Consider the following 25,154-nt stretch of genomic DNA (forward strand, 5'->3'; position numbering starts at 1 on the left):
TTGGCACACCGCGGCCGGCCCGGGCCGAGGGCTTTGACCCCACAAGAGGGAACACGGGGAGGGTGTCGCACTCGGCAGGAAAGCGGCGCGGACGAGAGGCGTGTGCGCGTGGGCCGTGACTGCGGGACGGGGGCGGGATGGATGAGTACGCATGTGGCGGCGCGAATGCCGCAGGTTTCGAGTACTTGTCGTGAGAATGGGAATTTGTGAGGGGCACCGTGAATCGCCGCGTCTTTCCCGCCCTGATTACCGGGAAAGAGAAAAATAGGATGCCAATTTATCCCCCAATATGGGTACAAAGCCATTCCGCAGAAACTACGGCCGCGTTCATGGACCAGATGGCCCGCGTTAGACTGCGGAATATCACATGGGGAGAGACGGTCGGGCTGAGACCAATCCCTCCGGGCGCTGGGCAGTGCTCGGGGAGCATTCGCCCGGCCGTCGTCACAAGGGGGCTGGGAGGACGCATGACGCTGCGAGATTACGTCGATGTACTGAGGAACTGGTGGAAGGCGATAGCCGCACTCACGCTCGTGGGCGTGCTCGCGGGGGTAGTTCTCGCACTCGTGCTGCCGCCCAAGTACGAGGCCACGTCGGAGCTCTACGTGTCCATTCCCACGAGCGACTCGGCCACCGAGCTCAACCAGGCGGCCACGTACCTGTCCCGGGAGCTGAAGTCCTACGCCACGGTGGCCACGTCGCCCTACGTCCTGGAACCCGTGCGCAAGGCCACCGGCGTGGACAAGACCGTGGCAGAGCTCGAGGAGATGCTCGACGTCACCAATCCGACCGCCACCTCGATCATCCAGATCGACGCCACGGCCGACTCCCCGGAGGAGGCCCAGATCGTGGCCAACGGGGTCGCCGACCAGCTGACCGAAGGAGTTGGCACGCTGTCTCCGGAGGTGGCCAACAGGGAGGGGACCGTCCAGGCCACCGTCCTCAGCAAGGCTCAGGTGCCGGACGAGACCACAGGTCTGCCGGCCTGGAGCTACCCGCTCATCGGCCTGGGCGTGGGGGCGCTGCTGGGAGTGGTCCTTGCCTTCGTGCTGGGCAGCCTCAACAGCCGGCCCCGCACCGTGGAGGAGCTGCGGCGCGTACCGGGTGCCACGCTGGCCGTGTCGGTTCCCAAGCTGAAGCGGCTGAGCGACGCGCGCAGCTTCGAGCCCGGTGCCCTGGAGCGCTCGGCGTCGGACGACGCGGCACCGCACGTGACCGCACTGCGATCGCGCCTGCAGCAGCGCCACGCCTCTGTGCTTCCGCAGACCGACGGCTGCGCCGTCCTCGTGGTCGCGGGCACCCGCGCCGGTGACGGCGCGAGCACCGTGGCGCTCGAACTGGCGCGCAGCTTCGTGGGCCTCGGCAGCCGGGTGGCCCTGGTCGACGCCCACCTCTCCGACCGTGGCGTCACCGAGCTGCTCGAGCAGCAGAACCACCCGGGCCTCTCGGACCTCGTGGAGGACCGTGCCGTGGCACAGCAGGGCGTGGTGCGGCTCGGGCCCGGCCTCACGTTCCTGCCCGCCGGCCCGCCCACGTCCCGCTCCAGCGACCTGGTGTGCTCCGAGCCCATGGAGTCCCTGATCCGCGACCTGCGGTCGGAGTTCGACGTGGTCATCCTCGACTGTCCGCCGCTGAGCGAGTCCGCCGATGCCGCGGTGCTCGGTGAGCTCTCCGACGAGATCCTGCTGGTCGCCGTTCCGGGACGCGTCTCCGCGGAACAGCTGCAGACCTCGGTGGACGCCTTCCGCGGCGCTCCCGTGTCCCTCGTGGCCAACAAGGTGCGGGCCTCGCGCGGTCGTCCCGGTCTGGTCTGAGCACCGTGGGCGCGATGAATCCCGTCGCGGTCGCCGTGCTTCTCCTGACGGCCTCCGCAGTGGTGGGTGTGCTGGCGATCATCCACGTCCGCACCCGGCAGATCGACGGGGTGAACCTGCGGATGTGGATGATGCTCAACTTCCTGCTGGCCAACGTGCTCTCGGGCTTCGCCCACGTGCTCGAGTGGTCCAAGGAGCGTGGCTTCTACGAGGTCCTCTCGGGTGATCCCGTGGGCTCCACGTCGGGGCTCACGGAGGCCGCATGGGCCACGTTCCTGGGCAGCTGCGCGCTGTGGGCTGGGCTCGTGCTGCCTCGACCCCGACTGTTTCCCGCCCGAGCGGGAGCCCGTACGATGCCCCGCCGACCGCTCGCCCCGGAGAACCTCTACTCGTTCGCCGCAGCGCACCGGGTGGCCGTGGGGGGTGTCGCGCTCGCGCTCGCGGGCGCGGGTGCTTTCGGACTGGTGCGCGTCATGGGGGCCACGACCGACCAGACCGGTGGGCGCATCATCGCGGTGGACGACGGCAACGCGAGGTTCGCGTTCCTGGCCGGATGGCTGCCCTGGGCTGTGACGCTGCTGGTGCTGGTGCTGGCCTGCCGACGTCGTTCGCCGGGACCCGCCGTGTGGAACACCATCCTGCTCGTGGTGGGCCTGGGAGCCTTGGCCGTCAGTGCCTCCTGGAACGGCGGCCGCTCCGAGATCGTCTACGTGGCGTTCCCGCTGCTCGCGCTGATGCTCCCCAGGATCAACGTGCTGCGCTGGCCGTTCATGGTGGCGGGGGCAGCTCTGCTGGCCGGCTACATCGTCTACACCACGATGCAGCGGGTGGGAGCCACCACGGACCCCTGGTCCTTCGTGGACTGGCAGTGGGGGCGGTTCTCCATGGCCGCGTGGGCCGCCAACCACACGGAGCTCCACGGCGCCCTCCACGGCGAGACGGTGTGGAGCGCCCTGCTCAACGTCCCCCTCTCGCTCCTGCACCTCGTGGGCATCGACGTGGACAACCCGTTCCGCTCCATGGTGGAGGTCTCGGGCTACGACCTGCTGGGCGGGGAGGACCAGATCTACGTGGTGCCCGGTTTCACCGCCGAGATGATCCTGAACTTCGGGGTGCTCGGGGCTGTGGGGGGATACTTCCTCCTCGGGCTGGTCTCCGCAGTGGTGTCGGACGCCTACAGCCGCAGCCGCAGCGAGACCAACAGGGTGCTTCTGGCCACAATCGGCTCCACCCTCGTGTTCCAGGGGATCGTGGGGCAGCTGGAGTCCTTCGAGGTGTTCGTGACGCTCTCGATCCTGCCGCTGTGGGGGCTGTGGGTGGCCGAGCGGATCTTCGCGAGACCGTACGACACGGGCCAGCCGCTCGACCCCGAGCCGTCCGAGACGGTCGAGGCCCCGTGGCAGCGCAGCACTGCCCGCCTCTGAGACACCATCCACCGACCGCGGGGCAGGGGAGCCCACGCATCGGACCATCATCACCGGGAAGAGAACCATGCCACAGCTGACCGTCATCATGCCCGCGTACCGCGCGGGTGCCACCGTGGAGAGCGCCATGCGCTCCACGCTGCGGGCCATGCCCCGCGACTCCGAGCTCGTGGTCTCCGTGGACGGCCCGGACGCCGAGACCGAGCGAGCCGCCCATCGGGTGGCGGACCGCCGCGTCGTCGTGCGGGAGAACGCCGTGAACGTGGGGACCGTGGCGCGCATGCGGGACGCGCTGGACACCACCGACAGCGCGTTCGTGGCGCGCACCGACGCGGACGACCTCTCGCTGCCGTGGCGGTTCACCGCCAGCATGCGGGCACTGGGCCACGCGGACATCGTGTGCGGCGGCGGCGTCCGGTTCGGGCAGGGAATGCTCCCTCGGCTTTCCTACCCCCGGAGCCTCACGAGCACGGAGCTCGGACTGCTGCTGCCGTTCGTGAACCCGCTGTTCCACTCGAGCATGCTCGCGCGCCGGGAGACGCTCGAACTCGCGGACGCCTACGCGCGGCCCAACACCGCCGAGGACTACGTCCTGTGGCTCGACGCCCTGTGCCAGGGCGCCCGGATCCACAAACTGGCCATGCCCCTGATCGCCTACCGGCTGAGCCCGGGGCAGCTGTCGAGCGCGCCGGACTACCACGCCCGCATCGCTCAGGACCCCGAGGTCCGGCGCGCCTGGGACGCGTGGGCCCGGACGAGCGGCATGACGTGGCTCGTGGACAACGGGGGCGGTCCCGGCAGTCCCGTGGGCACCGCCGAGCAGCTGCGGGCGGTTGTGGCCGGGGTCCGTCCCGGAACACGGCCCTACACGCGGCGGCACCTGGCGCAGGTCGCGGGCGTGGCGAGGGAACCCGCATGCTGAACCAGATCAAGTCACTCATCGAGCGGGCCCTGCCCCGGGTGTCCTCGGCGCTGGTCATCCTGACCCTCGCGGCGTTCACCAACCCGCACTACGTGGGCATCTACAACGTGGTCACGCTGTGCTACACGGCCATCCAGGTGACCATCGACTCCGGCGCCAGGTTCGCGGTGATCCGGGTGCTGACCGAGCCCGGCGGCATGCGGATCATGAACCGCTACCGCACCGTCATGCCCGTGCTGGCGTTCACGATCCTCGTGGGGCTCATGCTCTTCCTGCGCTCCAACGGGACCCTGGAGACCTGGGGCGAGTTCCTCCAGGTGCTCCCCGTCGCGTTCGCTCCGGGTTTCGGCGCCCTGGGGCTGCTCTACGTGGGCACCCTGCAGGCCACCAACCAGTGGGGGACCCTGGCGCGGATGCAGCTGCGTGCCTCCGTTGCGGGACTGGCCGTGGGCGGTGCGGTGCTCGTCATGACCCACTCGCTGCTGGGGCCCTCCCTGCAGCTGGCCGTCACGGAGGGCACCTTCGCCCTGCTGTGCTGGCGGGCCGCACGACGCAGCACGGAACCGCTGCCGCGGTCCACCCCCGGGGAGAAGTCGATCCTCTCGGACATGACCACGATGTCCGGCTACGCGCTCATGGCCTGGCTGCAGGGCCAGGCCGAGCGGCTGTTCATGACGGTCTTCGCCGGGACAGCGGTGCTGGGCACCTACACCGCGGGCAGCGCCGTGGGCCGTGCGCCGGGAGACGCGCTCGCGGCGTCGACTGCCAACATGGTGCGTGTGGGGGTGGCGGACAAGGAGACCCCCGACGAGATCCGGGACGCCAGCGACCACTACCTGTTCCGGGCGCTCATCCTGGCCGTTGCAGGGGTGGTCGTCTCGCAGGTCGCCGCCATCGTCCTCACACCGGTTCTGGGGGAGGAGTGGCGCCCGGCGATGGCCATGGTGCCGTTCATCGCCATGGTGTCCTTCCCCGGCGTGCTGTCCTGGGCGGCGTCGGTGCTGCTCGTGCGCACGGGTGCGGCGTGGAAGACGTTCGTGGGGCCGGTCATCGGCATCGTCTTCGGTGCCGTGATCGCGTGGGTGGCGTCGTTCAACCTGCAGCTCGCGGCCACGGTGCTGGTGCTGCGCGAGTTCGCCGTGGTGCTCACCGCGTACCTGCTCGTGGGCAGGGCCGCACCGTGGCGGTCTTTCTGGTTCGGGGCGGGGCTCAGCGCCGTGGGTCTCACGGTCTGCTGGCTGGGAGTGCTCTGACACGTTCCACGGGTCCCCGCCCCTGAGCGGGCGGGGCCTGCGGCGCAGGACGACGCCGCCCGTCAGCTCTCGGGCTCCCTCGCGCCGTCACCTGCAGGCCGGCTGATGCTCAGCCGCAGACCGGCCACGCCTGCAGGTGCGGGCAGGGTCCGGGATGCCGTCTCCTGGGCGGAACCCGCCACCACGCGGGACCGTGACGGTGCGGAGCACGAGAACGGCGGGCGGCCCCGTGAAGGACCGCCCGCCGTCGTGTGCTCGCCGGGAGTGTGTCAGGTGCCCCGCGCCGAGTCCCGGTGCGCGCGGTACCAGGCCACGGCGTCGTCGAGCCCCGTGGGCAGGTCGATGGACGCGGTCCAGCCCAGCGCGCTCAGGTGCGAGACGTCCATGAGCTTGCGGGGGGTGCCGTCCGGCTTGGACGCGTCCCAGTGCGTGGTGCCCTCGAATCCGGTGGCCGCGGCCACGAGCTCCGAGAGCTCCTTGATCGAGACGTCCTCGCCCACTCCCACGTTGACCTGCTGGGGGCCGTCGTAGTGCTCCAGCAGGAACAGGCACGCCGAGGCGAGGTCGTCCACGTGGAGGAACTCGCGGCGCGGTGACCCGGAACCCCAGTTGGTGATCTCCGTGTCGCCGTCCCGCACCGCCTGGTCGTAGCGGCGGATCATGGCCGGGAGCACGTGCGAGCCTGTGGGGGAGAAGTTGTCCCCGGGCCCGTACAGGTTGGTGGGCATGGCCGAGATCCAGGGCAGCCCGTACTGGCGGCGCACCGACTGCACGTGCAGGATGCCGGCGATCTTGGCGATCGCGTAGGCGTCGTTCGTGGGCTCCAGGTACCCGGTCAGCAGCGCATCTTCCCGCAGCGGCTGCTCCGCGAGCTTGGGGTAGATGCAGGACGAGCCCAGGAACAGGACCCGTTCCACGTCCACCGCGCGCGCGGCGTCCAGGAGGTTGAGCTGGATGCGCAGGTTGTCGGAGAGAAAGTCCACCGGGCGGGTGCTGTTCGCCCCGATGCCGCCGACCTTGGCCGCCGCGAGCACCATGTACTGGGGCTTCTGCTCCGCCATGAAGGCCTCGACCGCCTCGCGGTCCCGCAGGTCCAGCTCCGCGGACGTGGCGCCCACCAGGTTCTCGAACCCTGCGGACTCCAGGTGCCGCCAGATGGCGGAGCCCACGAGGCCCCGGTGCCCGGCCACGTAGAACGGTGCCGAGCGGTCCAGGGGCCCCGGCGTGTAGCGGACGTCGTCCGTGGTGCGGGCGTCGGCCGGATCGCTGACGGTGCGGGGCCAGTCGGCACCCGGTGCGGTGGCGTCCACCATCTCCTCCTCGTGCAGTTCGGTGCTCATGCGGCCTTCCCCGGGGCCCAGATGTGCTGGGAGACGGTGTCGATCCACGGGGTGCCCGCGCACTCGAGGGCCGCGCGGTCCGCGTCCACCATGATGCGGGCGAGTTCGGGGGCGTGCACGGTGGCCTTCCACCCGAGCTTCTCCTCGGCCTTGGACGGATCACCGATCAGGGCGTCCACCTCGGTGGGTCGCAGGTAGCGCTCGTCGAAGCGCACGTGCTTCTCCCAGTCCAGCCCGGCGTGCTCGAACGAGGTCTCGAGGAACTCGCGCACCGTGCTGGGCCGGCCGGTGGCCAGCACGAAGTCCTCGGGCTCGTCCACCTGCAGCATGCGCCACATGCCCTCCACGTACTCGGCGGCGTAGCCCCAGTCGCGGATGGCATCCAGGTTGCCCATGTACAGGTGCTCCTGCTTGCCCGCGGCGATCGCGGCCACGGCGCGCGTGATCTTGCGGGTCACGAAGGTCTCGCCGCGGCGCGGGGACTCGTGGTTGAAGAGGATCCCGTTCACCGCGAACATGTCGTACGCCTCGCGGTAGTTCTTGGTGATCCAGTACGAGTAGATCTTGGCCGCGCCGTACGGCGAGCGCGGGTAGAACGGGGTGTTCTCGTCCTGCGGGGGCGGCGTGGCACCGAACAGTTCTGATGTGGAGGCCTGGTAGAAACGGCACTTCACGCCGGCGCGGCGCACGGCCTCGAGCAGCCGCACGGTGCCCAGCCCGGTGGTGTCACCGGTGTGCTCGGGCTCGTCGAAGGACACGCGCACGTGGGACTGCGCGGCCAGGTTGTAGACCTCGTCCGGGTCGATCTCCCCCATGAGGGTGACCAGCCGTGCTGCGTCCGAGAGGTCCCCGTAGTGCAGGAACAGCTGCGCGTCCGGGTTGTGGGGGTCCTGGTACAGGTGGTCGATCCGGGACGTGTTGAACGTGGACGCGCGGCGGATCAGGCCGTGGACCTCGTAGCCCTTGGACAGCAGCAGCTCCGCGAGGTACGAGCCGTCCTGGCCGGTGATGCCGGTGATGAGTGCTTTCTTCTGGTTCATGGTGGTCTCTCCCCTGGTGGATCAGTGCGGTGGGCCGGTGCGGCCCGGTGTGTCAGGAATGGGCGGTGACGGGTGCCCTGTGCTCCGCTGCGATGCCCGGGCGCAGCTTGTGCAGGGCGGTGGTGAAGGAGCGCACGGCGGCACCGCGGCTCAGCACGTCACGGACGTAGCCGCGTCCGCCCCGGTGGGTGGCGCCCCCGGTGGTGATCCACTCCTCGTGCAGTGTCATGGCCCCCGCCACGAGCGCCTCGGGATCACCGGGTTCCACACGGATGCCCGCGTCCGCCGCCGCCAGCTCCGCGGCGGAGGGGCCCTCGGCCTCGACGGCCGCGAGGACGGGGCGGTCAGCCGTGAAGTAGCTGGTCAGTTTGCTGGGCACGCACATCTCGGTGAGCCCGGGACGCTCGTTGACCAGCAGGATGTCCGCGGCCCGCAGCAGCCCGGCGTACGTGTCGTTGTCCACGCTGGGCAGCACCTCGAAGCGCGGGGTGCGTTCCGCGAGCGCCTCGAGCTGCGGGCGCTGGTGCCCGCCGCCCACGAGCACGAACCGCAGCGGCGCACCCGTGCGCTCGGCCACCTGTGCGGCGGCAGCCACGTTGCCGAGGTCCTGCTTGGCGCCCATGTTGCCGGTGTGCAGCACCACCACGTCCTCCGGCTCCCAGCCGAAGCGCCGCCGCAGGGCGGCGGTGTCCACGCTGGGTGCCTCGGAGATGTGGGTCCAGTTGCGCACGGTGGTCACCCTGTCCGCCGCCACTCCCATGTGGCGGCGGAGGTACTCGGAGAACCGGTCGTGGATCACGACGACGCCGTCGCACGAGCGCAGGAACGTCCCCTCCACCGCTCGCATCAGGCGCGTGACCGGTCCACTGGCCGCGCCCGTCTCCGAGAGGCCAGCCGTGTAGATGTCGTGGACCCAGGCGACCACCGGGGTCCGGGTCAACGCCGCGCGCACCCGCACGATCGCGGAGGCGAACAGCGCCGGCGTGACGACCACGACGACGTCCGGGTCCCCCCATGCGGCGGTGGCGGCGCGCAGGCCGAAGACGACCTCCATGCCCAACCGGCGCAGCTGCCCGGCGTCGTGCGGCACGGGGTGTGGCACGCGGAGCACCGGCACTCCGTCGATGACCTCGTACCCGTCACCGCGCTTCGGATACCCCTCGTGGATGCTCCACTGCGGGTAGTGCGGCAGGCCGGTGATGACGTCGGTGTCCCACCCGGCATCGCGTAGCGCCCGGGCCATGCCCGCGGTGTACGGAGCGATGCCCGTGTGCTCCGGTGAATAGTTGAGACCTACGATCAGGACGCGTGGTGCCACGCTCTCTCCTCCCCCTGAATAGCAGGGGCGCCGCCCCTGCTCTCCCCCAGTTGCGGTGGGCCTCCCCAGGCCCACCTGCCGCTTCCCGTGACGGTTCACGGGGAACGGCGGTCGGTGCCGGTGCTCGTTCTCTCCCTGGAACACCGGCGTTTGCCATCATAATCACGCCGCCAAGTATTCGACTCCGCAATGACGACAATTCTGTGTGGGCCCATGTAGGTACAACCCGGTAAATGCGCTGGTCGGACCGGGGAAAATAGTCGCTTCAATGGAAAACCACACATTAGGGGACACTGTTTCCCGGCCCGCTGATGCGTGTCCTGGCTATGCTTTGTGAGTGCAAACCTGCACGGCATCCGCGGGGGCAATGCGGTGCTCGGGGCAGGGACACGCCGTCGGCGGTGGGGAACACGCCGGCAGAACGGCGCTCGTCGTGGCGGCGGGGGCAGAGCAACGGTGTACGGCTGAGGTGCATCCGGAGCAGAACTGGGGAGAATTCATGCGTATTGCCGGGCAGGCAGGTTTTTTGACGGGGGACGACCACACCATTCACGCGTGGGTCCACGGACCGCAGAGCGGTCAGGTGCGCGGCGCCGTCGTCGTGGCGCCCGCACTGGCACGCGAGGAAGTGGTCAGCCACCGCAGCATGCGGCTGGTTGCGGCGCGGGCGGCGCAGGCGGGCTGGCTGGTCGTCCGAATGGCCTGGAGCGGGACCTCGGAGTCGGGTGAGCGCCCGCCCGGGAGCGACCCCGTGCAGGTGTGGCACCGGGACCTCGCGGTGGCGTACGGCGCCGCCCGGGAGCTCGTGGGCCCGGAGCTGCCGGTCCACGGGATCGGGCTGCGCATCGGGGCGTCGGTGCTGGCAACCTCTGGGCTGCCGTTCGAGAAGCGGCTGCTGTGGGAGCCGGTCTCCGGGGCCGTGTACATGCGCCAGTACACCGGGCTGCGCCGCGCCAGCGGACTCGACCTGCCGCCGGAGGTGGACTCCGGCGTGGAGATTGGCGGAGCGCACTTCACGGGGGAGGAGGCCGCCGCCATCCGCGCGCTCCCGGATCCCCGCAAACTCGCAACTCCCGGGCTCGAGCCGGTGCGCGAGGAGGACCGCGCGGTGGCCAAGAAGCTCTACGGGGTGGCGGCGATCTACGCGAAGTCCAGCCCGGAGGCGATCGCCTCGCTCGTGGCCCGCCTGGACGGCCCCCGGGAGGATGCCTCCGAGCGGGCGGACGTGAGCTCCTGGCAGCCACGGACCACCGCGCGATTCCACGTGGCCGAGTTCGGGGTGGATGTTGCCGAGGAGCTCCTCGAGCTCGGGGAGGATCTGCTGCCTGCCTCCTACACCCATCCCGTGGGCCGCGACGGGACCGGTGCCGGCGCCGTTCTGCTGGCTCCGCCCTCCGCGGACCCCAAGGACGGCCCCACGGGTCTGTGGACCGTGCAGGCCCGTCGGCTCGCGGCCCGCGGCGTGCCCGCCATCCGCGTGGAGCGTCACCACTGCGGTGACGCGGCCGGTCTGGACGAGCTCAAGGACATCAACCCCTACACCGGGCAGGGCGTCGCGGACCTGGACCTGGGCGCCGCCTGGCTTAAGGAGCGCACGGGGGAGGAGATCACGGGTGTCGGCCTGTGCGTGGGGGGCTGGCTCGTGGCCATGGCCCCGCCCACGAGCGCCATGACCAGCCGCGTGGTGCTCAACAACGTGGCATGGCGTGCCGGGGAGACGTACTACGACAAGCTCTACCGCAACTGGGACGTGGACGCCGTGCTGGAGCAGCTGCGGACCATGGCCGATGTGGAGGTCAGCGCCAGCTGGCGCACCCGGGCCAAGAACAGAGTGCGTCGCCGCATGCCGTACCCGGTGTGGCTTGCGCTGGGCAGGCGCAACATCCCGAACGTCCCCGAGGTGGTCATGGAGTACGCCTCGCGAGGTGCCGAGGTCCTGTTCTGCTTCGGCCCCGAGGACGGCCTGCTGTTCCGGCAGGAGCGCGGGGAGGAGGGGCTGGCCCGGCTCACCCGTCAGGGGCGGCGGATCCGGGTGGCCCAGGTTCCTGCGCTCGACCACTCGCTCCAGGCGTGCGCCTCACGCCGCACCGCCCTGCAGATCGTGGACGCGGCGCTCGGGCTGAGCGCCTTCCCCCAGGAGGAGGTGGCGCCGTGCGCCGTGTGAGAAGAGACCGCAGCACCGCGCGCGCCGCCTCGGTGCGGGTCGTCGCCGGCTGCGCGGCGGCCGCACTGCTGCTCACCGGCTGCGGTGGGGGCGGCACGCCGGACGCCACCACCGGCACGAGCTCGATCGCGGGGTTCGACGCCCAGGCGGTGGCGCAGGTGGGCTTCCAGGACCCCGAGGCGATCACCACGCAGGACCACGGGATCACGGTCACCTCTGCGCGGGGTCTCTCCCCGCGTGCGGTGGAGCTCGGGGTCAGCACCGACGCCGTGTCCCCGGAGGCGCCCGGCGGGCGCAACTCGATGGTGGTGATCACCCCGGAGGGCTACGACCCCGCCAAGAAGTACCCGGTGGTCTACATGCTGCCGGGCAGCGGAGCGGTCGACGCCCCCGCCCTGCAGTGGTACGAGGCGGGCCAGGCGGAGCAGGTCACCCAGGGCCTGCCGGTGATCACGGTGATCGTCAGCGGCGGCAAGCAGGGGTGGTACACCGACTGGGCCACGCAGGACGAGCTGACGCAGAACTGGGAGACCTTCCACCTGGAGCAGGTGGTCCCGTGGGTGGACTCCCACCTCTCCACCGCAACGGACCGGGAGCACCGGCTGGTGATGGGCAACTCCATGGGAGGCTACGGGGCCGTCCGCTACGCCGAGGACCGCCCGGACCTCTTCGGGGAGGCCGTGAGCTTGTCCGGGGTCCTGGACCTGTCCTCCAAGGACGTGCGCCAGAACTTCTCGGCCGCGTCCCACGAGTCCACGGGGCAGTGGGAGGCGGTGTTCGGTGACGGGGACTTCACCACCGAGGAGCAGTGGAAGGCCCACGACCCCATGACGCACAGCGCGTCGCTTGAGGACGTCCACGTGCAGCTCTTCGCGGGGCAGGGCAACGGCGCGGACGGGGACATCGAGCCCGCTCTGCGGGACACCACCGCCACGTTCGCGCGGGAGCTCGACACCCGCGGCGTCCCCTACCAGTACACGGAGTACGGACAGGTGGGTGAGTGCGACGGCGGACACGTGTTCCAGTGCTGGCGCCCCGCCGCCGTCGTCGCCCTGGGCCGGTGGTCCGAGCGCGTGGGGATCGAGCGCACCGCGGGCGAGCCGTCGGTCGCCCCCGAGTTCAAGGCGGTCACCTCCGGGGAGGGGTCGTGAGCGCCGCGCACGACGCCGCCCGCGGGGCTCGCGTGGGCTGCGACCTGCAGGGTGTCGCACCGGTCGCGGAGGCCCTCGCCCAGCGGGGCGAACGCTACCTGCGCGCGGTGTTCGCGCCGGAGGAGATCGCGGAGCTCACGAGCTCGTCCGAGCTTCCGGCCGCGGAGTCCGTGGCCGGGCGGTTCGCCGCCAAGGAGGCCGTGCTGAAGGTGCTGCGCCCCGGGGTCGAGGACGCCGTGGCGTGGCCCCAGATCATGATCCGCACCGGGCCCGGGGGCGTTCCCGAGGTGCGGCTGCGGGGGACCGCCGCGCGGGTCGCGGAGCGTGGCGGGGTGCGGGACTGGAGCGTGAGCACCTCGCACGACGCAGGTTTCGCCATGGCCGTGGCGTGCGCCACGGCGCCCTGACAGCACCCGTCGAAGACCACAAGATCACCGCTGGGACCGCAGAGAGGGCGGTACCGCGGAGCACGAGAAGCATCAGATCAACCGAAAGAGGTTCACACCATGGATTCCACCGCCATCGAGACCACCGTCCGCTCCGTCCTGGCGGACCAGGGCAAGCTCTCCGAGGACGCCCAGAGCATCGCCGTGGACGCGGACCTGTACCGCGCCGGGATGACCTCGCACGCGTCCGTGAACGTGATGCTCGGGCTGGAGGACGAGTTCGACATCGAGTTCCCCGAGGAGCGCCTGACCAAGGCCACGTTCACGTCCGTCCAGTCCATCACCGAGGCCGTGGAGGCGATCCAGAATGACTGAGACCACTGTCCTGAGCGACACCCCCCGCGCGCAGCGGGAGGAACCGGAGAACGAGGACCGCACGCAGCGCAACGCCGCCCGCGCGGAGGCCGTGGCCGCGGTGGCCCGCGAGTTCGCGGCCGCCGTGGACGAGGAGGGTCGTTTCCCCCGGGAGGCGATCGACGAGGCCCGCACCCAGGGACTGCTGGGTGCGCCCATGTCCGAGGCGGACGGCGGGCTGGGGTGGAGCATCACCGAGTTGTGCCGCATGCTGGAGCGCGTGGGGCGTGAGTGCACCTCCACCGCCATGATCCTGGCCATGCACCACTCGCAGACGCTGTGCCTGACCCGGCACGCGGACACGGAGTACCTGCGTGACTTCACCCGCCGGGTGGCCACCGAGGGTCTGCTGCTGGCCTCGGCGACCACCGAGGTGAACATCGGCGGCAACACCCGCTCGTCCACGTGCGCGGTGCGCCCGGCCGGCGACGGCCGCGTGCACCTGCACAAGACGTGCCCCGTGATCTCCTACGGCGCGTACGCGGACGCCATCCTGGTGACGGCCCGCGCGAGCGAGGAAGCGGCGTCGAGCGACCAGGTGCTGCTCGTGGTCGAGGCCGCGGACCTGCAGCTCGAGCGCCAGCGCGGCTGGGACGCCCTGGGGATGCGGGGCACGTGCTCCGAATCATTCGAGCTGGACGCCACCACCCGTGCCGACGCCGTGTTCACGGCACTGTTCGAGACCATCTCCGCGCAGACCATGCTGCCCGGCGCGCACTGCCTCTGGGCTTCCGCGTGGCTCGGCATGGCCACCCAGGCCGGGCTGACCGCCCGCTCCGTGGTGCAGAAGGCCGCGCGCAAGACCCCGGGAACCACTCCGCCGTCGGCCCTGCGCCTGGCCGAGCTGGAAGTCCAGCTGCAGGCCATGACGGACGTGGTCCGTGCCTCCGTGGCACGCTATGAGGCCGCGTACGACGATCCCGCCGCGTGCGAGTCCATGCAGTTCGCGATCGCCATGAACACCCTGAAGGTCTCCGGCGCGGAGGCCGTGCGGCGGATCGTGGGGGACGCCCTGGTGATCGTGGGGATCACGGGCTTCGCCAACCGCTCGCCCGTGAGCCTGGCCCGGCTGTACCGGGACAGCATCGGGCCGTCCGTCATGGTCAACAACGACCGCATCCTGCAGCACACCGCCACCATGCAACTCGTCTCGAGGGGACAACGATGACCATCATGGACACCCACCAGGACCTCGCCACCCAGCAGGACACGTTCCGCGCGGGGCTCGAGGCCAACGACTGGCTGCTGCCCACCCTGGGCGACGGCGTCACGGGCCTGGGCCCGCAGGCCGAGGACGTGGTGCAGGGCATCGCGGCCGCCGCCCGGAAGATCGCCGGGGAGCTCTCGCCGGAGACGGGAACCCGCCGGCTGCGCTTCCCACCGGTCAACGGCACCCGGCTGCTGGAGCGCACCGACTACGTGGCGTCCTTCCCGCAGCTGCTGGGCACGATCTCCGCCTTCGAGGGGGACAACAAGGCCCACCGTCAGCTGCTGGCCACGTACGAGGACAAGGGCGACTGGTCCTCCCAGCTCACCCCGGCCGGACACGCGCTGGTCCCGGCCGTGTGCCACCCGCTGTACGCGTACCTGGAAGGATCGCAGGTGGACGGCACCGTGTTCGAGCTGATGGGCGAGTGCTACCGCCACGAGCCCAGTCCGGACCCCATGCGCTTCGTGACGTTCCGGATGTTCGAGGCGGTGCGGATCGGCACGCCCCAGCAGGCGCAGGAGCACCGCGAGAGGTGGCTCGCGGCGGGCACCGAGCTGCTGCGCGCGCTGGGGCTCACCGTGGAGGCGGACACCGCGAACGACCCGTTCTTCGGCCGCGCGGGCAAGCTGCTCAGCGCGGGTCAGCGCGAGGCGCAGCTGAAGTTCGAGATCCTCACGGAGGTCTACCCGGGCCACCCCACGGCCATCGCCTCCGCGAACCTGCACGAGGACCACTTCGGTGAGGCCTTCGGCATGCGCACCGCCGACGGCGCCGTGGCCCACTCCGCGTGCTTCGGCTTCGGTCTGGAGCGTGTGGCGCTGGCTCTGGCCTCCGTCCACGGCTTCGACGTGGCCGCGTGGCCGGCCTCCGTGCGCCAGGAGCTGGGTCTGTCATGACCACCGTGACCGAGAACCGCGGTGGCCCGGCGGGGCGGGAGGTCGCCGAGGCACCGTTCGGCACCGACGTCCTGGCGGTGCGGGGGTGCGAGTCGCTCACCGCGGCGAACGCCCCCCGCTCCGCGCTGCACGATCCTGCGGAGCCGTGGTCACCAACCAACTGCTACATGGACGTGTGGATCGGGCTCACCACGGTCCTCGGGCTGGACCCGGTCCCCATGCTGGGAGCCGCGTTCAGCGCGGACTTCCTGGGTGACCAGTGGGAGTTCCTCAAGCCCCGCCAGGAGGACATCGAGGCCCTCTACGGGCTGACCGTGGGGGAGTACGACACGTGGCGCCCGCTGGGCGAGCACCTGCAGCGCGCCATGTCCCGAGGGGACGCCCTGGTGGTGGAGGTGGACGCGTTCCACCTCCCGGACACCGCGGGCGTCTCCTACCGCGCGGCCCACACCAAGACGTCCATCGTGCCGCTGCGGCTGGACCCCGTGGCGGGGGAGCTCGTGTACCTGCACAACGACGGCGTGCACGTGCTCTCCGGGGAGGACCTGGAGAACACGCTGGGCCCGGGGGCACGCGCCGGCACGGTGCCGTTCCCATACGTGGAGCTCGTGCGGACGCAGGACGTGCACCGGCTCGAGCCGCGCGAGCTCTGGCAGTGCGCCACGGGGCTGGCGCGGGCCCACGTCCGCCGGGCCCCGGACACGAGTCCGGCCCAGCGGCTCGTGGCCGCCATCCGCGCGGAGCTGCCCGCGCTCGCGGGGCGCGGCATGGACTACTTCCACGTCTACTCCTTCGCCACCACGCGCCAGGCCGGCCTCACGGCGGGGCTCGCGGCGCACGCGTGCCGCTATCTCGCCGAGGGAGCGGAGCAGTGGCCGAGCGACCTCGACGCCCTGCAGCTGCGGGCCGCCGCGGAGTCCCTGGACGCGGCCGCGGCCGCCGCCAAGACCCTGCAGTTCCAGCTGGCCCGGGCGGCGTCGGGCCGCACCCCGCGGGTGGACGCGTCCGCGCAGGCCTTCGTCTCCGGCTACGACACCGGGATGCGGAGCGTGCGGGACGCCGTGGGCATGGGCGAGTGATGCCTGCCGCGCAGGACGTCCTGGCCCGGGCCACGTGGACGCTGCACCGCGTGGACCCGGCCGCTGAGGCGGATGCTCCCCACGGGGTGGCCGCCACGCCGGGGGAGGACGTCCTGCCCGGCGAGGCGGTTCCGGCCACGGAGGACGATTCCGCCGCGTGGGCCTCGGTGCTGACGAGGGGCGTCGCGGCACGGGTCCCGGGCACCGTGACCGGTGCGCTGCGCGATGCGCTCGGTGAGCAGGCCGTGGACCAGATCCTGCGCTCGGGTGCGCCCGACGCCGTGTGGGAGTACCGCACCAGCCTCACCACCGAGGGCGGTCCCCACCGCTTCACCTCGACGGGCGTGGCCACCGTGGCCCGCCTGCTCGTGGCCGGGGACGAGGTCCACGCCTCGGACACGGCCTTCCTGCCGTGGGACGTCACGGTGGAGCTGCCGCCCGGCCGGTGCGACATCACTCTCCGGCTGCCGCCGCTGAGCACGGTCCCGGTACCGCGGAAGCCGCGCGCCCGCTGGCTCTCGCCGCTGGTCCCCGACCGCTCGGTGCGCTGGCGCCGCACCCCTCTCGTGGGCTCGATCGACTGGCCGGGAGCCCGTCCCGTGATCGGTCCGTGGGGCGGGCTGAGTGCGCGTCCGGTCGGCGCGCCCCACGTCACACTCCGGGACGAGTCGGACCCTGGCGACGACGCCGCCTCCGCACCCGCGGCTGCACGCGCACTGCCTGCGGAGCCGTTCGCGGTGCGCACCCGCGTGGACGAGCACGGTGACGGGGTGGTGGGCGTGCGGTGCGCCGTGGCGGACCTGCTGAGGGGACGCGAGGCAGCCCGCGTGCGCGTGGAGGTCGCGGCGGTAGGAGACGCCGCCGACGCCCCGGTGTCCTGCGAGCAGGAGGTCTCGACGGCGGACGCCGACAGCGACGGATGCATCACCCTGCGGCTCACGGTGCCCCGACCCCAGCTGTGGTGGCCCCACGGCATGGGCCGGCAGTCCCGCTACACGGTGCGGGTGCGTGCCGCGGGCGCGGAGCACACGGCCACCGTGGGTTTCCGCACGCTGGAGGCCGAACCCCGCGATGCCGAGCACCGCGGACTGGCCCTGACGATCAACCGCATTCCGTTGTTCGTGCGCGGTGCGGTGTGGACGGGTGCCGACCCGTACGAGGTGGCGGCATCCCCCGAGTGCGTTCGTGCGGTCCTCGCGCGGCTGCGGGACGCGGGCACCACCATGGTCCGCATCCCGGGAACCGGCTGCTACGAGAGGGAGGAGTTCCACCGGGCGTGCGACGAGCTGGGAATCCTGGTATGGCAGGACGTGGCTCTCGGTCCCCTGGACCCTCCGGACGAGCCGATCTGGCGCGCGGGGCTGCGTGCCGAGGTGGGTGCCCTGGCGTCCCGGCTGGCCGCGCACCCCTCCACGGCGGTGCTCTCCGGCGGCACGGAGGTCATCCAGGCGCCGGTGCTCGCGGGGCGGCCCGCCGAGCAGTGGACTCCGCCGGTGCTGGTGCGGGACATCCCCACAGCGGTGGGGGAGGTGGGGGCGGACGTGGTCGTCGTACCGTCCTCACCGTGCTCGGACGCTGACCTGGACGCGGCGCGCCACGCCCAGGAGGCCGCCCGGCAGCGGGCGCACAGGCTCTGGTTCCCGTCCCTGCCCGCTGCCGGCGGGCGGGAGGGCGGCCGGGCGCCGTCGCGCGGGGCCACCTCCGGAACCGCGGTGGTCGCTGCCCAGAGCACGACGAGCGGGACAGCGGCCTCGCACGGGCCCGGTCCGTCGGGCGGGACGGGGCCAGCGGTGGCAGCTCAGACGGACAGCGCGGATCGCGTCCCGGCTGCACGGGCGGCGTCGGAGGCGCAACGTCCGGCGCGCTCCCCGGTGGACGCGGCGGACGGTGTCTGCCACTACTTCGGCGTGGGGGCGTACGGGCGTCCGGTCGAGGACGCCGTGACCCGCGGGGTACGCTTCGCCGCGGAGTCCCTCGCGTTCGCGGTGCCTCCCGAACCGGCCGTGGTGCGGGCGCAGTTCGGCACGGACGCACCGTTGGACGGCGCCGACTCCGCCCACGCGTGGCGGCAGGGGGTGGCCCACGATCCCGGGGCCGGGTGGACGTTCGAGGACACCACGCGGCTATACGTCCACCGGCTCTTCCTGGACCGGGACAGCGATCCCGACGCCGGCCTCGCGCGTCCCGCGCGGCCGGCACCGCAGGGCGCCCCGGCGGATCACGGCGCGCGGCTCGATCTTGAGCGTGCCGCCCTCGCCCACGTGTTCCAGCGGACCTTCGCGCAGTGGCGCGCGGCCACGTCCGCGTGCCGGGGGGCTTTCGTGCTCTCGGCGATGTCCACGGCACCCGGGGCGGGGTGGGGCGTGCTGGACGTGACCGGCTGGCCCACCGCCGCGTGGTACGGGATGCGGCGCGCGTGCGCGCCCGTGGCCCTGTGCTTCGTGCCCGCGGGCGGGGACGGCCTGCCCCTGCACGTCTTCAACGATGCCGCCCACCCCCTCACCGCGACCGTGCGGCTGACCGTGGCCACGGTCCGCGGGGGCTGCCAGGCGCCGCTGGAGATCCCCGTGGAGGTGCCCGCGCACGGCGAGCTCACGCTGCGCGCGGACCTCGCGGACGGCACGTTCCGGGACCTGGACCACGCCTACGGCTTCGGGGAGCGCGAGTACGAGGCGGTCTCCGCAGTTCTGCTCGATGACGCCGGCCGCGTGCTCGCCCGGGACACGCACCTCAGCGGCGGGCCACGCAGGGACGCCCCCGGTGATCCGGGCCTCGCCGCACGGTGGGAGCGTGCGGAGGACGGTGCCTGGCGGATCGCGGTCACGGCCACGGGGCTGGCCCGGTTCGTGGCGCTGGACCTCCCGGCCTCCGGCGCGTTCTCGGAGGGGGAGGCGGTGGCCGAGGACGGCTACGTGCACGTGCTGCCCAGTGAGACGGTGCACCTGCCGGTGCGCGGTGCCGTCACGGCTGCCGTGCGGCGGGACGCACGCGTGCGGGCACTGGGTGCCGCGCCCGTGGTCGTGGAGGGCGGCTGAGGCGGCACGGTGGGGGCGGCACTCGTCGGGCGGCGGTGCTCACGGCGGAGACCGCGGGGCTGCCCCACGTCCGCGCACGCTCCGGGGTGATCTCCACGGCCTTGAGCCGCTTGCAGGGGACCGCCCCGCGTCCGGGGACGCTCTCAGGAAGCTCATGCCGCACGGCGCCCGGAGCCCGTCCGGACATGCCCCGCAGTGCCCGGACGGCGGAACCCTGCAGGGTCCCGCCGTTCGTTGTCTGCACGTCCGGCGCGGGCGGTGGTGCCGCCCGCGCCCCGGTCAGTGCCCGGTGGACCCCAGCGCCGTGGTCTCGTCCACGATGTAGCGGGCCAGGGTGTCCCGGGAGGCCGTGGCGAACACCGAGTGGTCCAGCGGCTCCAGCAGCACCAGGGCGGACCGCCCGTCCTGCTGCGCGGCGGTGACGTGGCAGTGCGCGGCGTCGGCGGGCCCGAAGACCGCCTTGACGGTGAGACCCGGAATCCGGGCCAGCCGCCGCAGCGCGGGCTGCGGGACGTCGATGATGCCCACGGTGGCGGCGAGCGAGTTGATCCGGGGCGACGCCGCGTGGGCCCTGGCCCGCGTGCCCCGCACCACGGTGCGGCCCACGCTGCCCGCGCGGGAGATGAGCACCCGTCCCGGCGAACGGGTGGCGGGTGCGCCCTGCTCCGCGGCGGCCTCGGGCGCGGGTGTCTCCTCCCCCGGGAGCCGGGGTGCCAGGGGCCCGCTGCGCAGACCCTGGCGCCAGTACCGCCACGGCTCCCGCTGCCACGCCACGTTGTTGACCACGTGCAAGGTCAGCCGCTCGGCGACCGCCCGCGGGAGCTCCGGGGCCGCCGCCACGAGGCCCCACGCGCCCAGGCAGATGCCCGCCGCCACGAGGGGCCCGTCCGTGAGGTCCGCGAGCCGCGTGACGAGTTCGCGGCACTCCACCACGGTGTGCCGGGCGTAGGGGTTCGAGTTGCGGGCCAGGGTGGCGTCCACCAGCTCGCCGGTGTCCGTGCGCTCGGCCAGCAGGCACACGGCACCGCGACCCGAGGACAGCAGCGCGGTGCGCAACCACAACCCGCTCGCGGTCTCCATGGCGTCCGAACCAGGGGAGACCAGAGCGAGGCCCGGTGCCTCGGTCGCCCGCTCCACGGGTTCCGTGAGGATCGCGGGGCGCTCGCCGTGTCCCACAGTGGCGCGGGACACACGGACCGCGGTGCCGTGGACGTCCAGTGTGAGGCACCGGGCGGGTTCACCCCCGGCGTCGTTCTGCCGGGTGGACGCACCGCGCTCCGGCGCGTGCTCGGCCAGAGTCCGGGTCACCGTGCTCGTCAGACCCTCCGGCACCGTGGCTGCTCGGGGGTGGACGTCGAGGGGGAGGGGGCCGGTGAGATCCTCGCCCAGCACGCGGAGGCCTCGCGCGGAATCCTCGGCGGGGGCGGGCACGGCCTTCACCGCTGAGGCGCCTTCAGAGGTCAGCTGCAGGTCCAGCAGCTCCGTTCCCTCCGTGACGCGCGGGGGCAGGTCCGCGCCGGCCATCCGCCGCAGCGCGCTCTGGTGGCGCAGCCACTGCTTCCCGGACACGGGTGCCAGCAGGATCCGCTGGGCCCAGCCGTGGTCCTCGTCCGCGGCCATGAGAGCCCCCGCCACGCTGAAGGCCACACCGTGCACCGGGTGCCCGCCGCCCGCCCACTCCCGCACCGCGCGCACGTCCTCGGCCCAGCACCGGGCATCGCAGGCCTCGTCCAGGCAGGGGCTCTGCCCGGTCCCGGACCAGTCGAAGCGCACCACTCGCCAGCCGTCCGCCGCGAGAGCCCGCGCCGTGTGGAGCACCGTGCGGGTCATCGTGACCCGTTCCCGGCCCGGAGGGGCGGCCACCACGACCGTGGCACCGCGCGCGGGGGCCGAGGGCTCGTGGACGTCCACCGCGAGCCAGCGCTCCCCTGCAGGGATCCAGCCGTGGCCCACGCCCTCGTCCGGGCTGCTCGCGCGGGCGGTGGCTGCGCGGGACGACGTGCCGATCATGGACCGCAACGGGCGGCCCGGACCTGAGAAGCTGAACAATGAACTCTCCCCCGAAAGACGTGCGGCGCTGCGCCCCGTGGGCGTCCACCGTCTCTCCCCTGAGCGGTGCCGCGGGCGCCACGCCGTGTGTACTGTGCCAGCCTAACTTCCCCGCCCCGGCACGGGCCCAGGAGCACTCGCCCACACTTTGGTGAAGTGGTCCCCCGAAGTGGGGTCAGGACCTCCAGGTGCGCGCGGTGGCCGGAAGGGGCCAATGAGCTCGCTGCGCCCCGTGGCCTAGGATCGCGGCCAGGACGCGGTGCCCAGACCGGGAGGTTCCCGGGGCGCCAGAACAGCTTGAGCGCGGCCGGTCGGCGGAAGCCGCCATGTGCCCGGGACGGAGACCACATGAAGCACTACGACTCGCCGCGGCGGCCCGCCGAGTACCGGCACCCGCCCGAGAAGGTCCAGGACCGGCGGTCCGGGCTCGGGATGGAGGTGGTGGAGAACGTCTTCTTCGGCATCGTGATGGTGCTGGTCTTCGTGTTCGCGGTGGTGATCCTGCGCAGCGTGGACGACGGGTGGACGCTGCTGGGCTACAGCATCGTCTTCTGGGGGATCATGGCGTACCTGGCGCTTCCCCGGCTGCACCGCACGCTCACGGCCATCTACGTGCCCTCCTACTTCATCGGGCGCACCGTGACCCCGGACGGGCTGCTCGGAGATCCCGTGAACCTCGCGGTCAACGGTTCACGGGATCAGATCCACACGGCCATGCGGGCGGCCGGGTGGACGCTCGCGGATCCCATCACGATCGGGTCGAGCTGGGGGATCGTGAAGTCGTCCGTGACCCGCAAGAGCTATCCCGAGGCGCCGGTGAGCCCCCTGCTGCTGTTCGGGAAGGTCCAGGAGTTCGCGTACCAGCAGGAAGTGGACGGCAACGCCGCCCAGCGCCACCACATCCGCTTCTGGCCCTGCCCCGAGGGGTGGCCGTTGCCGGGTGGCCACCGCGTGCAGTGGCTCGCCGCCGGGACGTACGACCGTGCGGTGGGGCTCTCACTGTTCACCCTGCAGGTGACGCACAAGATCGACGCGGACATCGACGTGGAGCGCGACTACGTGGTGGACACCGTGCTGCACGCCGTGCCGGAGGCCGAGGTGGCGGTGATCGAGGACTTCTCTACCGGCTACCACAGCCGCAACGGCGGCGGGGACGCCGTCCGCACGGACGGCGACCTGCCCGTGCTGCTGCTCGAGGACGTGCCCGCCACGGTGGGGCCCACCACGCCGGCGCAGGCAGGGCGGGCCACCGACCGTGCGACCTCTGCGGAGGACGTGCTCCAGGACGTCGCCCGCAGGCCCTTCTCGATCGTTGCCGCCTGGGCGCTCACCGTGCTCTCCGCCCTGGCCCTCGTGCTGGATCTGGTGCTGCACCCCGGTGAGCTCACGAGCGACCTCGAACTGGACGGCGAGCCGCAGGGACTGGGCGTGGCCGTGGTGACGTTCATGGTGGTCCTCCTGGCGCTGATGCTGGGAGCCATCCTGTTCCTCGGGTGGCGCACGTTCCAGGGCAGCCAGCGCTCGCGGCTCATCATGATTGCGCTGGTCACCTTCTCCCAGATCTTCCAGATGATCGCGTTCTTCCAGGGCGGCCGTCCCACCGCGGGAGCACTGCTGTCCGCGTCCGTGGACCTGCTCACGGTGTACGCGCTCACGAGTCTCTCCGCACGGGCCTGGACCCGCGGTGGGGCCGAGCGCGCCCGGGCCGAGGCCGCCGGCTGAGCCCGGGAGCGCTGTCGACGCGGTGCACCACAGGTGTTCCGCGCCACTCTCGAAAAACAATTCAGCAGTTTCCGTAAAGCCGACCTGGGCTTTTACCGTTGTTTAGTTCCCCTGCGTAAACAAAATGTTTGACGGGGGTCACAGAAAAACAATTCGTCGCATATTTCCGTGGTATCGTCACGTGTCCTTGTTGTGAGGGAGAAAGATACACGGAAATGAAAGTGACGCACAGAACATCCGCCGCGGTGCTCGCCGTCATGACGGCGTGCACGTGGGCGGTTCCCGCAGCGGTCTCGCATGCCGTGCCCGCACCGCAGCTGACCGTGGGGGCCCACGAGCAGGGTGCCCTGGATAGCACGGCGGGCACCACGGTGACGTTCCGGGCGCCCGAGGGGTGGAGCACGAGCCCGTCCACGAGCCGCACCTCGGTGACGTTCACCCGGGCGGAGCAGGACCAGGAGCTGACGCTGTCCGTGGTGGACGGCAGCCAGAACTTCGACACCACCGCGGACCGCGTGCTGCGCCAGCAGGCGCTCGACGGCACGTCCGCCGCGTTCGACGGCGGCACGGTGTCCGGTGGCGGCGGGTTCACCGGCAAGAGCTGCGTGGCCATCAAGACGGAGCAGAAGGTCACGGGCCCGTGCGCCGTGGTCCACAACGGTGCCACGGTGGTCCTGGCCACCGCCACGAGCACGAGCAAGGACGAGGCCCCGGACCTTCAGGGTCTGCTGGACAGCCTCGCGGCGAGCAAGGAGGGCGCCCGATGAGCTCCGCCGCCGTTGCACCGACCCGCCCCGCAGTGCGGGGCCACGCCGGTCAGGACGGGCCCGGGTACGGGCACGAGTTCTTCCGCCCGCGCTCGGCCGTGTGGTGGCTGTTCTGCGCGCTCGTGGCGCTGGGCACCACCGGGGTGTCCCTGGCGGTGGCGAAGTCCTTCACCACCGCGAAGGACTCGCTGCTGGCGATCGCCCCGATCTTCGCGCTCACCCTGGTGCTGTTCGCGGTCATCGTGCTGTGGGCGGATCCGTACCGGGCGCGTCGGCCGTGGATCCTGCTGCTGGCCACGGTGTTCGGGGCCACGGTTCCCACGTGGCTCGGGGGTCACGCCAACGAGCACATCCTGGAGCTCGCGGCCAAGGTGCTCCCGTGGGGAGTGGGCGCGGACTGGGGGGCCGCGTTCGCGGGGCCCACGAGCGAGGAGTGGGGCAAGACCATCGGGGTGCTCGTGATCATGCTGGTGGCCTCCCGCACGCTGACCCGGCCCATGCAGGGGCTGCTGGTGGGGGCGTTCGTGGGTCTGGGGTTCCAGATCTTCGAGAATGTCTCCTATGCCGCGAACAATGCGCCCACGGATGCGAACAGCGATTTCTCCGGTGCTTTCAGTGTGACGCTGCTGCGCAGCACCATTGGCATTTCCTCCCACTGGCTGTACTCCGCGATCATTGGCGTGGGGGTGGCATATCTTCTGGGCCGCACCGTGAAGCACTGCTCCGTGATGGTGCGCATCTCGGCATTCGCCGGGCTCTACGCCCTGGGGTGGGTGCTGCACTTCCTCTGGAACGCTCCTCCGGTGGCGGCGCTGCCGTGGCTGGGCATGCCGGTCAAGGTCGTACTGGCGCTGGTGTGCTTCGTGCTGGTGGCGCGGATCGCGTGGCGTCAGGAGCGTGAGTGCCTCGCGCGGGCGGAGCAGGAGCTGCGCGGGTCGCCTCTGGCCCGGGAGCTCCCGGCCGAGTACGGGCAGCCCGCGGTGACGAGTGCGGTGGGCACGCGCACGCAGCGGCGTCGTGGGCTCAAGGAGGCCCGCAAGGCCGGGGGACGCAGCGCCGTGAAGCAGGCCCGGCGCGCCCGCGCGGGCTACCTGGACGTGCTGCAGGCGTGGGGGCGCCGCGGCACCGGTGTGGACGAGCCGCCGGTGTCCGTCTGACGGGCAGTCGTCG

19 protein-coding genes are annotated in these 25,154 nt (G+C 71.9%); 15 read left to right on the forward strand and 4 right to left on the reverse strand.

The features are described 5' to 3' along the window. Nucleotides 1-467: 467 nt before the first annotated feature. From P8S73_RS08785 to P8S73_RS08800, 4 genes are all read left to right on the forward strand, one after another. Nucleotides 468-1,814 (forward strand): polysaccharide biosynthesis tyrosine autokinase, encoded by a 1,347-nt coding sequence (locus tag P8S73_RS08785; RefSeq protein ID WP_158217872.1) that lies wholly within the window; start codon nucleotides 468-470, stop codon nucleotides 1,812-1,814. Nucleotides 1,815-1,828: 14 nt separating this feature from the next. Next, the gene (locus P8S73_RS08790; protein WP_135010687.1) at nucleotides 1,829-3,238 is read left to right on the forward strand and encodes an O-antigen polymerase; all 1,410 of its coding nucleotides are present in this window, start codon (nucleotides 1,829-1,831) and stop codon (nucleotides 3,236-3,238) included. A gap of 67 nt (nucleotides 3,239-3,305) precedes the next feature. After that, nucleotides 3,306-4,160: a glycosyltransferase family 2 protein gene (locus P8S73_RS08795; RefSeq protein ID WP_070636601.1), complete on the forward strand. Its 855-nt coding sequence runs from the start codon at nucleotides 3,306-3,308 to the stop codon at nucleotides 4,158-4,160. Beyond that, nucleotides 4,154-5,413 carry a lipopolysaccharide biosynthesis protein gene (locus P8S73_RS08800; protein WP_019311041.1) on the forward strand — a complete coding sequence of 420 codons (1,260 nt, stop codon included), beginning with the start codon at nucleotides 4,154-4,156 and terminating at the stop codon, nucleotides 5,411-5,413. Before P8S73_RS08795 ends, P8S73_RS08800 begins: the two co-directional genes overlap by 7 nt. A gap of 269 nt (nucleotides 5,414-5,682) precedes the next feature. Here the strand turns inward: P8S73_RS08800 and P8S73_RS08805 are convergent, their stop codons facing one another. The 3 genes from P8S73_RS08805 to P8S73_RS08815 are packed head-to-tail and all read right to left on the reverse strand — an operon-like array spanning nucleotide 5,683 to nucleotide 9,111. After that, entirely contained in the window at nucleotides 5,683-6,753 is a 1,071-nt protein-coding gene (locus tag P8S73_RS08805; RefSeq protein WP_019311042.1) for a GDP-L-fucose synthase, read from the reverse strand. Next, nucleotides 6,750-7,793 carry a GDP-mannose 4,6-dehydratase gene (gene gmd / locus P8S73_RS08810; protein WP_019311043.1) on the reverse strand — a complete coding sequence of 348 codons (1,044 nt, stop codon included), beginning with the start codon at nucleotides 7,791-7,793 and terminating at the stop codon, nucleotides 6,750-6,752. The genes P8S73_RS08805 and gmd overlap by 4 nt, the downstream gene beginning before the upstream one ends. A gap of 52 nt (nucleotides 7,794-7,845) precedes the next feature. Next, nucleotides 7,846-9,111, reverse strand: a complete 1,266-nt coding sequence (locus P8S73_RS08815) for a glycosyltransferase family 4 protein (RefSeq protein WP_019311044.1) — start codon at nucleotides 9,109-9,111, stop codon at nucleotides 7,846-7,848. 499 nt (nucleotides 9,112-9,610) lie between these two features. Here P8S73_RS08815 and P8S73_RS08820 point away from each other — a divergent pair, with 499 nt between their 5' ends. The 8 genes from P8S73_RS08820 to P8S73_RS08855 all read left to right on the forward strand — a co-directional run bounded on the left by P8S73_RS08820 (nucleotide 9,611) and on the right by P8S73_RS08855 (nucleotide 19,446). After that, on the forward strand, nucleotides 9,611-11,275 hold the full coding sequence (locus P8S73_RS08820; RefSeq protein ID WP_235005120.1) for a hypothetical protein: 1,665 nt from the start codon (nucleotides 9,611-9,613) through the stop codon (nucleotides 11,273-11,275). Continuing rightward, on the forward strand, nucleotides 11,272-12,426 hold the full coding sequence (locus P8S73_RS08825; RefSeq protein WP_235005119.1) for an alpha/beta hydrolase family protein: 1,155 nt from the start codon (nucleotides 11,272-11,274) through the stop codon (nucleotides 12,424-12,426). Before P8S73_RS08820 ends, P8S73_RS08825 begins: the two co-directional genes overlap by 4 nt. Beyond that, nucleotides 12,423-12,833 (forward strand): holo-ACP synthase, encoded by a 411-nt coding sequence (locus P8S73_RS08830; RefSeq protein ID WP_047978976.1) that lies wholly within the window; start codon nucleotides 12,423-12,425, stop codon nucleotides 12,831-12,833. The genes P8S73_RS08825 and P8S73_RS08830 overlap by 4 nt, the downstream gene beginning before the upstream one ends. Before the next feature lie 99 nt (nucleotides 12,834-12,932). After that, the gene (locus P8S73_RS08835; protein WP_019311048.1) at nucleotides 12,933-13,187 is read left to right on the forward strand and encodes an acyl carrier protein; all 255 of its coding nucleotides are present in this window, start codon (nucleotides 12,933-12,935) and stop codon (nucleotides 13,185-13,187) included. Continuing rightward, on the forward strand, nucleotides 13,180-14,394 hold the full coding sequence (locus P8S73_RS08840; protein ID WP_019311049.1) for an acyl-CoA dehydrogenase family protein: 1,215 nt from the start codon (nucleotides 13,180-13,182) through the stop codon (nucleotides 14,392-14,394). Before P8S73_RS08835 ends, P8S73_RS08840 begins: the two co-directional genes overlap by 8 nt. After that, nucleotides 14,391-15,332, forward strand: a complete 942-nt coding sequence (locus tag P8S73_RS08845; RefSeq protein WP_070636602.1) for a hypothetical protein — start codon at nucleotides 14,391-14,393, stop codon at nucleotides 15,330-15,332. Before P8S73_RS08840 ends, P8S73_RS08845 begins: the two co-directional genes overlap by 4 nt. Continuing rightward, nucleotides 15,329-16,411 carry a DUF1839 family protein gene (locus tag P8S73_RS08850; protein ID WP_135010685.1) on the forward strand — a complete coding sequence of 361 codons (1,083 nt, stop codon included), beginning with the start codon at nucleotides 15,329-15,331 and terminating at the stop codon, nucleotides 16,409-16,411. Before P8S73_RS08845 ends, P8S73_RS08850 begins: the two co-directional genes overlap by 4 nt. Next, complete coding sequence (locus tag P8S73_RS08855; protein WP_135010684.1) at nucleotides 16,411-19,446, forward strand: glycoside hydrolase family 2 protein; 3,036 nt, start codon at nucleotides 16,411-16,413, stop codon at nucleotides 19,444-19,446. The genes P8S73_RS08850 and P8S73_RS08855 overlap by 1 nt, the downstream gene beginning before the upstream one ends. Before the next feature lie 279 nt (nucleotides 19,447-19,725). Here the strand turns inward: P8S73_RS08855 and P8S73_RS08860 are convergent, their stop codons facing one another. Then, complete coding sequence (locus P8S73_RS08860; RefSeq protein WP_235005118.1) at nucleotides 19,726-21,495, reverse strand: hypothetical protein; 1,770 nt, start codon at nucleotides 21,493-21,495, stop codon at nucleotides 19,726-19,728. A 348-nt stretch (nucleotides 21,496-21,843) separates the two neighbouring features. Between P8S73_RS08860 and P8S73_RS08865 the strand changes: the two genes are divergently transcribed. The 3 genes from P8S73_RS08865 (at nucleotide 21,844) to P8S73_RS08875 (ending at nucleotide 25,141) form a co-directional block, all read left to right on the forward strand. Next, nucleotides 21,844-23,217, forward strand: a complete 1,374-nt coding sequence (locus tag P8S73_RS08865; RefSeq protein WP_135010683.1) for an LssY C-terminal domain-containing protein — start codon at nucleotides 21,844-21,846, stop codon at nucleotides 23,215-23,217. 221 nt (nucleotides 23,218-23,438) lie between these two features. Beyond that, nucleotides 23,439-23,984, forward strand: a complete 546-nt coding sequence (locus P8S73_RS08870) for a hypothetical protein (protein WP_135010682.1) — start codon at nucleotides 23,439-23,441, stop codon at nucleotides 23,982-23,984. Continuing rightward, nucleotides 23,981-25,141 (forward strand): PrsW family intramembrane metalloprotease, encoded by a 1,161-nt coding sequence (locus P8S73_RS08875; RefSeq protein ID WP_396350341.1) that lies wholly within the window; start codon nucleotides 23,981-23,983, stop codon nucleotides 25,139-25,141. Before P8S73_RS08870 ends, P8S73_RS08875 begins: the two co-directional genes overlap by 4 nt. Nucleotides 25,142-25,154 lie beyond the last annotated feature (13 nt).

Source organism: Kocuria sp. ChxB (assembly GCF_044359605.1).
Lineage (GTDB): Bacteria > Actinomycetota > Actinomycetes > Actinomycetales > Micrococcaceae > Kocuria > Kocuria rhizophila.